The organism is Streptomyces sp. AK02-01A (assembly GCF_033795305.1).
Taxonomy (GTDB): domain Bacteria; phylum Actinomycetota; class Actinomycetes; order Streptomycetales; family Streptomycetaceae; genus Streptomyces.
On the sequence record NZ_JARBAE010000057.1, the window covers coordinates 1 to 12,386 of the forward strand.

The following is a 12,386-nucleotide window of genomic DNA, read 5'->3' on the forward strand; positions in this document are numbered from 1 at the left end:
GGCGGTGAACAGTCCGTCGTCGACGGTGATTTCGGGTGTAGAGGGTGCGGTGCTGGAGGTGGCGGGCCGGCTGGCGGAGGCGGGTTGTAAGACGCGTCGCCTGACGGTCAGCCATGCGTTCCATTCGCCTCTGATGGACGGCATGCTCGATGAATTCCGCTCCATAGCCAGTGGGTTGGAGTTCTCCGCGCCGACGATTCCGATTGTTTCGACGCTGACGGGTGAGCTGGCGACGGCCGAGGAGCTGTCCTCGGTCGACTACTGGGCCGCGCATGCCCGTAACGCGGTTCTCTTCCACCAGGCCGTCCGGACTCTCGAAGGTGAGGGTGTGGGGACATTCATTGAGCTGGGTCCGGATGCCACTTTGGCGGCGCTGGCCCAGGCGGGTGTCGAAGGCGACGACAAGGTCTTCGTGCCGTCGCTGCGCAAGGATGGTTCGGAGGCGCATGCGGTGATCTCGGCGCTGGGCGCGCTGCATGTCCAGACCGACCTCGCACTCGACTGGGCGGCGGTTTTCGGTCCGGTGGCTGCCCGCCGTCCCGTCGACCTGCCCACCTACGCCTTCCAACGCCGCCGCTACTGGCTCGACACACCCGCCTTCTCCGCCGAGGCCGTCGACCTGGGGTTGGGAGCCGCCGGCCATCCGCTGCTCGGGGCCGCGCTCACACTCGCGGACGGTCAGGGGCATGTCTTCACTGGGCAGCTCTCACTGGCCGGACACCCCTGGCTCGCCGACCACGCGATCTCGGAGACGGCGCTCCTACCGGGTGCGGCCTTCGTGGAACTGGCCCTGTACGCGGGCAGCCACGTCGACTGCGATCTGATCGAGGAGATCACGCTGGAGGCGCCACTGGTGATCCCCGAACACGGCACCGTCCAGATCCAGGTGGCCGTCGGAGAAGGCGACGAGTTCGGGCGGCGCAGGGTCACCGTCCACTCGGCCCAGGGACCCGCGGCAGGCGCGGCGGGTACGGACGAGGTGTTCTGGACCCGGCACGCCGTGGGCTCTCTGGCGGGCTCGGACGAGTCACCCGGTGCGTATCTCGGAGCGGCTTCCTGGCCTCCCGCCGGTACCACCGAGGTGCCGGTCGAGGAGCTCTACGCCCAACTCGCCGCGCGGGGCTACACCTACGGGGCGGCCTTCCGCGGCCTGCGGAACGTATGGCGGGGTAAGGACGCGCTCTTCGCGGAGGTGAGCCTGCCGGAGGAGCTGGCCGAGGAGGCCGCGGCGTCCTGTGTGCACCCGGCTCTGCTGGACGCCGTACTGCATCCGCTGGGCCTCGATGTGGCCACGTCGGGTGTGGAAGTGGGGCCGCTGCGGTTGCCCTTCGCCTGGGCGGGGGTGCGGCTGCACTCCGTCGGCGCCACCATTTTGCGGGTGAGGCTGGCGCCCACCGGGCACGACACCGCTGCGCTCTCCTTGGCCGACGGTGAGGGGGCGCCGGTGCTGAGCGTCCAGTCCCTGACACTGCGGCCGTTCGATCCGGCGCGGCTGCTCGGCTCCCAGGCGCCGCAGCGTGACACGCTGTTCGGTGTGGAGTGGGTGCCGGTGGCGCCCGGCGGCGACGGAACCGAGTCGGGTTCCGCACATGTCGTCGTCGCCACGCCCGGCCCCGTCGCTGACGAGGACGCGGTGGCCGCCGCTCACCAAGCCGCGCGCCACGCGCTGGAGCTCGTACAACGGTGGCTCGGCACGGAGCCGGCGCCCGCCGAGCGGCTGCTCCTCGTGACACGCGGTGCGGTGGCCGCGCGACCGGACGACGGCGTGACCGATCTGGCCGGGGCAACGGTCTGGGGCCTGCTGCGCAGCACGCAGTCCGAACACCCTGGCCGGTTTATCCTGCTGGATGTTGAGCAGGCCGGTGAGACCGGTCAGGCAGATCGTGTCGGCCACATCGGCCACATCGGCGGCATCGGCGGCATTGGCGAGATCGGCCAAGTCGTTCAGGAAGTCGGCCCGGCGCGGGAAGAAGCGGAGTGGCAAGGCGCTGTGACCGCCGAGGTGATTCAAGCGGTTCTCGCCACCGGTGAGCCTCAACTCGCCCTACGCGATGGCGCGTTGCTGAGTCCTCGTCTCGTACGGGCCACGGAGGAGCCGCTTGCGGCCGCCCCGCGGCTGGACCCCGATGCCACGGTCCTTGTCACCGGCGGCACGGGTGCGCTGGGCAGGCAGGTGGCCCGGCATCTCGTCACCGAGCACGGGGTACGTCATCTGCTGCTCACCAGCCGCCGGGGTCTCGACGCCCCCGGCGCCGGCGCCTGCCGCGACGAGCTGGTCGCGCTGGGAGCGGCGGTGACGGTGGCCGCGTGTGACGCGGCCGACCGGGAAGCCCTGACGGAGGTGCTGGCCGGAGTCCCGGACGAGCATCCGCTCGGTGCTGTGATCCATGTCGCGGGCGTGACGGATGACGGTGTGGTGGAGTCGCTGACCCCGGACCGGCTGGCCGCCGTGCTGCGGCCGAAGGCGGACGCGGCCTGGAATCTCCATCTGGCCACGCGGGAGCACGAGTTGGCGGCCTTTGTCCTCTACTCGTCCTACGCCGCGACCATCGGTAACGCCGGACAGGCCAACTACTCGGCGGGCAACGCGTACCTGGACGCGCTCGCCGCACACCGTCGGGCCCAGGGACTCAGCGCCGTCTCGCTGGCCTGGGGCCTGTGGGCCGATGAGGCGGAGCGGTCGGCCGGGACGGAACCGGAGGCGGTCAGCGGCGTCACCGCGACCCTCGGCGCCACCGACCGGGCCCGGCTCGTACGCAGCGGCATCGGGGCGCTTTCGCCCGCCGAGGGCCTGGAGCTCTTCGACACCGCGCTCGCCTCGGACCGGGCGTTGCTGGTGCCCGTACGGCTCGATCTGGCCGCCCTGCGGGCACGGGCGGAGACGGGTGAACTCCACCCTCTGTACAGGTCGTTGGTCAAGCAACCGCTGAGGCGAGCGGCCGTGCGTGCCGAGGTCGACGAGGTCGAAGCGCTGCGCAAGAAGCTCGCCGCTGTCGGAGAGGAACCGGAGCGGACGCGGCTCCTGCTGGAACTCGTACGGGCCGAAGCGGCCGCCATCCTGGGCCACTCCTCGCCGAACGCGGTGGAGTCCGGCCGCGGGCTGCTCGACATGGGCTTCGACTCGCTGACCGCGGTCGAACTCCGCAACCGGCTGGGGGCGGCCACCGGACTCCGGCTGCCCACGACCTTGGTCTTCGACCACCCGACCCCGTCGGCGATCGCCGAACTGCTCCGCTCGGAGCTGGCCGGTGCCGACGGCGCACCATCGCGCGGATCCGGTGACCTCTCCGCGCTCGACACCCTGGAGGCAGAGATCTCGGCAATCTCGGCGGACGAAGCGCTGCGGACCCACCTCCGGCTCCGGCTGGAGGCCGCGCTGGAGAGAGTGATCGGGCTGGAGAGCGAGGGAGGACAGGGCGAGGAGAAGGATCTGACGGGGCGGCTGGACGGCGCGACGGACGATGAGATCTTCGACTTCATCGACAGCGAGCTGGCCTGAGCGGACGGCACCGTCCCGTCCCTTCGGAAGGTGTTCTGGTGAGCGGCCAGGAGAGGGCAGGCCGATGGAAGAGGTGTCGTTGCCGCTCACCACGCGATTTGGCGACGCTGTCGCGGTCCATACATGGGACACCTGTACGTGGAAGCCTGCTCCGGCCAAGGCCGAGGTCATCCCGCGGCGGCCCGAGGTGGCCAAGCCCTGGCGGTGGGCCGCAGCACCAGAGGACGGTCTCCATGTGCTGCGGCGCACCTCAGTCCCGGGGCCGGGCCCTGATCACGGCTTCCTCGGGCAGCGGGCCGCCGGTCAAAACTCCCCGGATTCTCCCAGGGCTGATCGGAGTGATTCTCCAGCCTCTATGGCCCTGCCCCTGGTCCGTGGATCTCCAGGTAGCGGCGCCGTATAGCCTGAGGAAATGCTGACAGAAGTCACCGCGACTCGCTATGTCACGCCTCTGCGTGAAGGCGGCTCGCTCCCCGGGATCGTCGAGGCGGACGATCTCGGTACATATGTCATGAAATTCACCGGCGCGGGACAAGGCCGCAAGACGCTGGTCGCCGAGGTGATCTGCGGGCAGCTCGCGCGCAGACTCGGTCTGCGCGTCCCTGAGCTGGTGACCATGCAGCTCGACCCTGTCATCGGACTCTCCGAGCCGGACCAGGAGGTACAGGAGCTGCTGAAGGCGAGCGGTGGGCTGAACCTCGGCATGGACTATCTGCCGGGATCGATCGGCTTCGACCCGCTGGCTTACCAGGTCGGGCCCGAGGATGCCGGGCGGATCGTCTGGTTCGACGCGGTCATCAACAACGTCGACCGCTCCTGGCGCAATCCCAACATGCTCGTCTGGCACGGTGACTTGTGGCTGATCGACCACGGGGCCACCATGATCTGGCATCACAACTGGCCGGGCGCCGGGGCCTCCGCGGCCAAGCCGTACAACGCGTCCGACCACGCTCTCGCGCCCTTCGCGCCGGACATCGCGGCGGCCGCGGCGGCGCTCGCGCCGCTGGTCACCGAGGAGCTGCTGACCGAGGTCACCGCCGACGTACCGGACGAGTGGCTCGTCGACGAGCCCGGCTTCGACTCGACGGACGCGCTGCGCCGCGCGTATGTGGAGCCGCTGCTCGCGCGTGCCGCGACGATCCACGAGCGGGTGATCCTGGACGCGCCCGCCAAGAGCAAGCCGTCGGCGGCTCCCGGCTGGCTGGCCGACCGCCTCGCGCCCCGGCCGCAGCAGACGAATGACACGAAGGACGGCGGCCGGTGAGCACGAGGGACGTCTACGAGTACGCGCTGCTCCGGGTGGTGCCGCGGATGGAACGCGGCGAGTGCATGAACGCCGGGGTGCTGGTCTACTGCCGCGCGCGGTCCTATGTCGCGGCCAGGACCCATCTCGACGAGGCCAGACTGAAGGCACTCGACCCGCACGCGGACATCGCCGGCGTACGGGCGGCGCTGCGCGCGGTCGAGAGCGTCTGCTGCGGCGGCGACGGAGCCGGGCAGGCCTCGGCAGACGACCCGGGCCGGCGTTTCCGCTGGCTGATCGCGCCGCGCTCGACCGTCGTACAGCCGGGTCCTGTGCACACTGGACTGACGGCCGACCCGGAGGCAGAGGCGGAACGCCTGCTCGACCTGCTGGTCCTCTGACGCACGCGGCCTCCCGACACGACATCCACGGCCGATCTCCGCGCTCCGCCCGTGGCCCGTTGACACCGCGTGCCCGGGCTTCTAGCGTCTCGTCTGCTGAAGCTACTAAGCGGTTGCTCAGTGATCGAGAGCCGCGGGATCCTAGGGCGAGGAGAACAGGGATGTCCACCACCGAGCAGCGCGTAGCCATCGTGACCGGGGCGGCGCGCGGCATTGGCGCCGCCACCGCCGTACGGCTGGCCGCGGAGGGCCGCGCCGTCGCCGTACTCGACCTCGACGAGGCGGCCTGCAAGGACACCGTCGAGAAGATCCGCGCGGCCGGCGGCACGGCACTCGCCGTCGGCTGCGACGTCTCCGACAGCGCACAGGTGGAGGCCGCCGTCGCGCGGGTCGCCGAGGAGCTGGGCGCGCCGACCGTCCTTGTCAACAACGCCGGTGTGCTGCGGGACAATCTGCTCTTCAAGATGAGCGAGTCCGACTGGGACACCGTGATGAACGTGCACCTCAAAGGGGCGTTCCTGATGGCCCGCGCCTGCCAGAAGCACATGGTGGACGCCCGGTTCGGCCGTATCGTCAGCCTCTCCTCCAGCTCCGCGCTGGGCAACCGCGGCCAGGCCAACTACTCCGCGGTCAAGGCCGGCCTCCAGGGCTTCACCAAGACCCTCGCCAAGGAACTCGGCAAGTTCGGCATCACCGCCAACGCCGTCGCGCCCGGCTTCATCGTCACCGAGATGACCGCTCAGACCGCCGCGCGTATCGGCATGGGCTTCGAGGAGTTCCAGGCCGCGGCCGCCGCCGAGATCCCGGTCCAGCGCGTCGGAAAGCCGGAGGACATCGCGAACGCCATCGCCTTCTTCACCGGCGAGGAGGCCGGCTTTGTCTCCGGCCAGGTCATGTACGTCGCCGGCGGACCGCTCAACTGAAGCCGGGAGCACTGACATGACACAGCGGATACAGGACAGCGGCAAGGTCGCCCTGATCACGGGCGCCAGCCGCGGCATCGGATACGGCATCGCCGAGGCGCTCGTCGCCCGCGGCGACCGGGTGTGCGTCACCGGGCGCGGCGAGGACGCGCTCAAGGAGGCGGTGGAGAAACTCGGCTCCGACCGCGCGATCGGTGTGCCGGGCAAGGCGCACGACGAGGCGCACCAGGCGATCGCCGTGGAGCGCACCATGGAGGCGTTCGGCCGGGTCGACTTCCTGATCAACAACGCCGGCACGAATCCGGTCTTCGGCCCGATCGCCGAACTGGACCTGAATGTGGCCCGCAAGGTGTACGAGACCAATGTCATCTCGGCGCTCGGCTTCGCCCAGCGGACCTGGCGGGCCTGGCAGAAGGAGAACGGCGGCGCGATCGTGAACATCGCGTCGGTCGCCGGGGTCTCGGCGTCGCCCTTCATCGGCGCGTACGGCATGAGCAAGGCGGCGATGGTCAATCTGACCCTCCAGCTCGCGCACGAGTTCGCGCCGGTCGTACGGGTCAACGCCATCGCGCCCGCCGTGGTCAAGACCAGGTTCGCGCAGGCGCTCTACGAGGGCCGGGAGGCCGAGGCCGCGGCCGCCTATCCGCTGGGCCGGCTCGGAGTGCCGGAGGACATCGGCGGCGCCGCCGCGTTCCTGACCTCCGACCAGTCCGACTGGATCACCGGACAGACTTTGGTCGTCGACGGCGGAATCTTCCTCAACGCCGGTGTGGGATAGGGAGGTTCGCGGACGACACGCTCCGAAAAGCCCCGCCGGATCTCCATATTGATCCGGCGGGCGCTGCGGTACGGTCTGCCGATCCATGGCTGAACAAGGACGTGCAGATGTTCGACGGGACCGTCCGGCGGGCCACCACCGGGGCCCTCGCCTCCATGACTCTGCTCGCCGGATGCGGGCTGTTGTCGGACGGCGACGCCGAAGCCGAGAAGAAGATGACCGTCGGTACGACGAGTGAGCCCGGCACACTCGATCCGGCGGTGTCCTGGGACAGCTCCTGGGACGACATCGGAGGCGGCGAGCGCGCGCTGGACCCGCGGACGGTGATGCGGATGTGGGAGCTGAACCGTAAAAGAAGCTGGTAGAGGCCGATGTCAGTGGCCACCGGTAAGTTCAGTGGCGGACAAGTGATCGCTTACCGGAGGTTGTTGACGTGACCGACACCGACATGCTGCCCGAATCCTGGCGCGGCGTCCTCGGCGACGAGCTGCAGAAGCCCTATTTCAAGGAGCTGACGGATTTCGTCGAGGAGGAGCGGGCGAAGGGGCCGGTCTACCCACCGCGCGAAGAGGTCTTCGCGGCGCTCGACGCCACTCCGTACGACAGGGTCAAGGTGCTGGTCCTGGGCCAGGACCCGTACCACGGCGCCGGGCAGGGACACGGGCTGTGCTTCTCCGTCCGGCCCGGTGTCAGGACGCCTCCTTCCCTGCGGAACATCTACAAGGAGATGAAGGAGGAGCTCGGACACCCGGTGCCGGACAACGGCTATCTGATGCCCTGGGCCGAACAGGGCGTGCTGCTGCTCAACGCGGTGCTGACGGTCCGGGAGGGCGAGGCCAACTCCCACAAGGGCAAGGGCTGGGAGAAGGTGACGGACGCGGTGATCCGCGCGGTGGCCGAGCGGCCCGACCCGGCGGTCTTCGTCCTCTGGGGCGCCTACGCGCAGAAGAAGCTGCCGCTGATCGACGCGGAGCGGCACGCGGTGGTGACGGGCGCGCATCCCTCACCGCTGTCGGCGAGGAAATTCTTCGGCTCGCGCCCGTTCACGCGGATCAATGAGGCGGTCGCCGCGCAGGGCCACGAGCCCATCGACTGGCGCATCCCCGACCTCGGCTGATCCGCGACGCCGTCCGACTGGCTCGGGCCTTGTGCCCGAGCCTGAACGGGATTGTCCGTAACGACAGCTAGCGTCGTGTTTATCGGATTAATCGGACGGATAGTGAAGGCGGCAGCGATGGAGCAGCAGGAGGCGTCGGAGGACGCCGTCATGACCAGGATCGGGCAGGCGGTCATGCTCCTCCACGGCGGCGACCGTGAGGAGGCGCGCAACCGCTTCGGTGAGCTGTGGACGGAGATCTGCGAGGCCGGCGACGCTCTCCACCGCTGCACGCTCGCTCACTACATGGCGGACACCCAGGACGACCCGGGCGACGAGCTCGCCTGGGATCTGCGGGCGCTGACCGCCGCCGACGGGCTGGACAAGAGCGGTGAGGGCCCGGCCCGGTCCAAGGACTCACCGGCGGTGCGCGCCTTCTATCCGTCGCTCCATCTCAATCTCGCCGCCGACTACGCGAAGCTCCAGCGGCCGGACGCGGCGCGCCTCCATCTCGACCGGGCGCGCGACGCGGCGGACGTCCTGGGAGAGGACGGATGCGGGCACGGCGTCCGGGCGGGGATCGACCGGCTGGAGCGGCGGCTGCGGGAGAGATGAGCCGGGGGCCGCGGCCCGCCGCTCATCTTCCGTAGGTGTTACGGCAGATACGGGCCTGAGGGCTGTCCGCCGGCCAGCGGCCGTAGGTCTCGCCGAGGACACAGACATTGCCGGCGGCGGGTGCGGGCGCGAGAGGCCGCTGGGCCGCCGGCCGCTCGCGAGGACGCTGCTGCCTCGGCCGTGGTGGCGCGGCCGGTGGCCGCTCATGCCCGGAAGTCCGCTCCGGGCCGGTCCCGCGGACCGGAGAAGGAGAGGGCGAGCCGGCCGGTTCCGGACCCGCCGAGGCAATCGGTGCCAGCGCCTCGCGGGCCGGGCCCTGGACGATCTGGGATTCGACACTGCCGGGTCCCGCCGCGCTACTGCTCGCCACTGGGCGTGGCACGGCTCCGGGCGCGGGCCGGGGAGCCTCCACCGTCACACATCCGCAGACGGCCGTGACCGCCGCTCCCATCAGGAGCATCGCTGCGCTTCTCGTTCGCTGCACTCGCGCCACTCTGCTGGGCGCGGGTGGTGCCGGGCGAGCTGAAGACCACTGATTGGCCCGGACGGGTGACGCCGGGCCGGAGCCGAATGGCGGATCGGAGCGGTCCCCGGCCGGCGCCGGTCAGTCGCCCGTCGCGCCGTCGATCCGCTCGCGGATGAGGTCGGCGTGACCGTTGTGCCGGGCGTACTCCTCGATCATGTGGGTGTAGATCCAGCGCAGGTTGTACGGCTCCCCGGTGGTCCGCTCGCGCCGCGGGCCCGCACCCAGGTCGTCGAGGCCGTGCGGGGCGGCCAGCTCGCGGGCGTGAGCGATCTCGGTCCGCCAGGTCGCGTACGCCTCGTCCCAGGTGTCGTCCTCACCGGGATGGAAGTCGCCGTCGGGATCGTCGTCGCTGTAGTAGATCGGCGGAGCCTGCTCGTCGGCCAGGACATTGCGGAACCAGCCGCGTTCGACCTCCGCCATGTGCCGGACCAGGCCGAGCAGACTCAGCTCGGAAGGAGTGACGGAAGCCTCCCTGAGCTGTTTGCCGTCCAGTCCGGAACATTTCAGGGCCAGGGTTTCTCGGTGGTACTCCAGCCAGCCGTCCAGCATCTCGCGTTCGCCGGCGACGGTGGAGGGTTCGGAACGCTCAGGTGTCGTCATGGCCGTCATCCTCACGTACCGACGCGGCCCCTCGCCAAGGCTTATTCGTCCGGGCCGGCGCGCGTCCACCAGGGCTCCGCCGGGCTCGCCCGCCGGCGGTCCGCGCGGCGCACGTATGCTTCCCGGACAGTGCGGCAGTGGGCTGACAAGCAGACGAACGCCCATCTGTTGACGGAAGACAACGCCAGGGAGGCCTAGTGAAGGTCGGCTGCATCGGGCTCGGCGACATCGCGCGGAAGGCGTATCTGCCGGTTCTCACCACGCTGCCCGGAGTCGAACTGCATCTGCAGACCCGCTCTCCCGCCACCCTGACGAGCACCGCCGAGGCCCATCACATCCCGGCCGCACAGCGCCACACCGACCTCGACGCCCTGCTCTCCCAGGGACTCGACGCGGCCTTCGTCCACGCGCCGACCGCCGTACACGCCGAGATCGTCACCCGGCTTCTGGAGGCGGGCGTCCCGACGTATGTCGACAAGCCGATCGCCTACGATCTCGCCGACTCGGAGCGTGTGGTGAGCCTCGCCGAGGAGCGGGGCGTCAGCCTCGCCGTCGGCTTCAACCGCCGTCAGGCACCGGGCTACGCCCAGTGCCTGGAGCATCCGCGCGACCTGATCCTGTTGCGGAAGAACCGCGTGGGGCTGCCCGAGGATCCGCGCACCTTTGTCCTGGACGACTTCATCCATGTCGTCGACACCCTGCGCTTCCTGCTGCCGGGGCCGGTCGAGCACACCGATGTGCGGGCGCGCGTCCGGGACGGACTGCTGCACCATGTCGTACTGCAGCTCTCTGGCGACGGCTTCACCGCCATCGGCATGATGAACAGGATGAACGGTTCCACCGAGGAGATCCTCGAAGTGTCCGGACAGGACAGAAAGCGGGAGGTCCACGATCTCGCGACGATCGTCGACCACAAGGGACAGCCGAGCGTGCGGCGGCGCGGCGACTGGGTTCCGGTGGCCCGGCAGCGTGGCATCGAACAGTGCGTCCTCGGCTTCCTGGAAGCCGTACGGGCCGGAAAAACGCTCAGCGCACAGGACGCGCTTCGGACTCATGAGCTGTGCGAGCGGGTGGTACGAGAGGCGCTGGAGCAGGCCGCCTGAGCGACCGTACGCCCGCCAGGACACAGAGCGCGGCGAGCAGCGCCAGCGCGCCGTGGACCACCCAGTCGCCGAACCTGACATACGCGGTCGTGCCGCGCGCCAGCGGAATGTCGAACACCTCGGCCGACCGCCGCTCCATACCGATCCCGCCACTGATCCGCTCGCCGCCCGGTCCGAAGACCGCGCTGACGCCCGTGAGCGTGGCATGCACCATGGGGCGGCCGGTCTCCGCGGCCCGCAGCGCACCGAGCGACGCGTGCTGCGGCGGCGCCCAACTCCCCTGGAACGAAGAGGTCGAGGACTGCGCCACCAGCACCTGCGCGCCATCCCTGACCAGCCGCCGGCTCATATCGGGAAACGCCGACTCGAAACAGACCAGCGGGCCGAAGCGCAGCCCGCCCTTGTCTCCTTCCGGCAGCGCCATGATCACCTGCTGGGTGCCGCGCCTGCGGTCCTCACCGGCCGCCCGGCCCACCGAGGTCGCCCATCCCAGCGCGGCGCGGGCCGGGATGTACTCGCCGAAGGGCACGAGCCGCATCTTGTCGTACGTCTCGCCCGTCGGGCCGTTCGGCCCCACCAAAACGGCCCGTTTGAAGATGCCGGACCGGCCCGCCGCGTCCGTACTGCGCGCGTCCACATTGACCAGTATCCCGGCGCCGACCGTGCGGGAGAGCCCGGCGATCCTGGCCGCCAGATCGGGCCGCGCCGTCAGATCGGAGCCGACACTGCTCTCACCCCACACCACCAGATCGACCTTCTGTCCGGCCAGCGTGCGGGTCAGAGCCTCACCGCTGGCGAACCGGCGCTCGACGGCGCCGGCGCCATCGACGATTCCCGGCTGGACGACCGCGATCCGCACCCGGCCCGACTGCTCCGGCGCCGGCGCCCAGCTCCACACGGATCCCACCGTGACGGCGCACAGCACCACACCCACGGCTCCCACCGCACGTGCCCCGGCCACCGAGACCAGCACGGTGAGCGCGGTGTTCACCGCGACGACCAGCAGGCTCACCAGCCAGACCCCGCCCACCGAGGCGAGCCGCAGAGCGGGCGGCACCTCCCACTGGCTGGCACCGAGCAGACCCCATGGCCCGCCCAGGCCCTCCCAGGACCTGACCAGTTCGATCATCAGCCAGCCGGAGGGCACCACCGCGAGCGCGAGCGTCGCGCGGCGCGTGGACGGCGATCCACCGAGCATGACGCGGACCAGCCATCCCCAGGGCGCCCACAGCGCCCCGAGAAGCGCCGCCAGCACGACGATGAACACATGCAGGCTCGGCATCAGCCAGTGATGTACGGCGATCATGAAACCGAGGCCGCCCAGCCAGCCCTCCAGCGCCGCTCGGCGGCCGGTCGGCGCGGTGCGCGCCAGCAGCATCCACGGCACCAGCGCGACATACGCGAGCCACCAGAGGGACGGCTGTGGGAAGGCGAGCGCGGACAGCGCTCCGGCGGCCGGTGCGGCCACGGCCCGCCACCATGGCGATGTCCACGACCACCGCGACTCCGTACGCCGGCCGAACCGCCCGTGCCGTCCGACCGGGTTCCGCATACGCGCGCCTCCTCGACCTGCTCGTTCTGCACTCCCTTCCCCGAATGCGA

11 protein-coding genes and 1 pseudogene are annotated in these 12,386 nt (G+C 70.4%); 9 read left to right on the forward strand and 3 right to left on the reverse strand.

All coding sequences use genetic code 11. The features are described 5' to 3' along the window. Positions 1 to 4 precede the first annotated feature (4 nt). From PV679_RS32410 to PV679_RS32445, 8 genes and pseudogenes are all read left to right on the forward strand, one after another. Positions 5 to 3,499, forward strand: a complete 3,495-nt coding sequence (locus PV679_RS32410) for an SDR family NAD(P)-dependent oxidoreductase (protein WP_319684455.1) — start codon at positions 5 to 7, stop codon at positions 3,497 to 3,499. A gap of 412 nt (positions 3,500 to 3,911) precedes the next feature. After that, positions 3,912 to 4,763: a HipA family kinase gene (locus PV679_RS32415; protein WP_319684401.1), complete on the forward strand. Its 852-nt coding sequence runs from the start codon at positions 3,912 to 3,914 to the stop codon at positions 4,761 to 4,763. Then, entirely contained in the window at positions 4,760 to 5,143 is a 384-nt protein-coding gene (locus PV679_RS32420) for a DUF3037 domain-containing protein (protein WP_319684402.1), read from the forward strand. The genes PV679_RS32415 and PV679_RS32420 overlap by 4 nt, the downstream gene beginning before the upstream one ends. A 161-nt stretch (positions 5,144 to 5,304) precedes the next feature. Further along, entirely contained in the window at positions 5,305 to 6,066 is a 762-nt protein-coding gene (fabG, locus tag PV679_RS32425; protein WP_319684404.1) for a 3-oxoacyl-ACP reductase FabG, read from the forward strand. Between the two features lie 16 nt (positions 6,067 to 6,082). Further along, the gene (locus PV679_RS32430; protein ID WP_319684405.1) at positions 6,083 to 6,844 is read left to right on the forward strand and encodes an SDR family oxidoreductase; all 762 of its coding nucleotides are present in this window, start codon (positions 6,083 to 6,085) and stop codon (positions 6,842 to 6,844) included. A 107-nt stretch (positions 6,845 to 6,951) separates the two neighbouring features. Continuing rightward, positions 6,952 to 7,128, forward strand: a pseudogene (locus PV679_RS32435) (peptide-binding protein); the annotation flags it as partial. Between the two features lie 149 nt (positions 7,129 to 7,277). Further along, a complete protein-coding gene (locus tag PV679_RS32440) occupies positions 7,278 to 7,961 on the forward strand; it encodes a uracil-DNA glycosylase (RefSeq protein WP_319684407.1) in 684 nt (227 codons plus the stop codon). A gap of 117 nt (positions 7,962 to 8,078) precedes the next feature. Then, complete coding sequence (locus PV679_RS32445; RefSeq protein WP_319684408.1) at positions 8,079 to 8,555, forward strand: hypothetical protein; 477 nt, start codon at positions 8,079 to 8,081, stop codon at positions 8,553 to 8,555. 22 nt (positions 8,556 to 8,577) lie between these two features. Here PV679_RS32445 and PV679_RS32450 read toward each other — a convergent pair whose 3' ends face one another. Continuing rightward, entirely contained in the window at positions 8,578 to 9,015 is a 438-nt protein-coding gene (locus PV679_RS32450; protein ID WP_319684410.1) for a hypothetical protein, read from the reverse strand. A 144-nt stretch (positions 9,016 to 9,159) separates the two neighbouring features. Then, positions 9,160 to 9,681 carry a DinB family protein gene (locus PV679_RS32455; protein WP_319684411.1) on the reverse strand — a complete coding sequence of 174 codons (522 nt, stop codon included), beginning with the start codon at positions 9,679 to 9,681 and terminating at the stop codon, positions 9,160 to 9,162. Positions 9,682 to 9,878: 197 nt separating this feature from the next. Between PV679_RS32455 and PV679_RS32460 the strand changes: the two genes are divergently transcribed. Continuing rightward, complete coding sequence (locus PV679_RS32460; RefSeq protein WP_319684412.1) at positions 9,879 to 10,784, forward strand: Gfo/Idh/MocA family oxidoreductase; 906 nt, start codon at positions 9,879 to 9,881, stop codon at positions 10,782 to 10,784. Here PV679_RS32460 and lnt read toward each other — a convergent pair. Next, on the reverse strand, positions 10,708 to 12,336 hold the full coding sequence (lnt, locus tag PV679_RS32465) for an apolipoprotein N-acyltransferase (RefSeq protein WP_319684413.1): 1,629 nt from the start codon (positions 12,334 to 12,336) through the stop codon (positions 10,708 to 10,710). The two genes, PV679_RS32460 and lnt, sit on opposite strands and share 77 nt — an antisense overlap. Between the last annotated feature and the right edge of the window lie 50 nt (positions 12,337 to 12,386).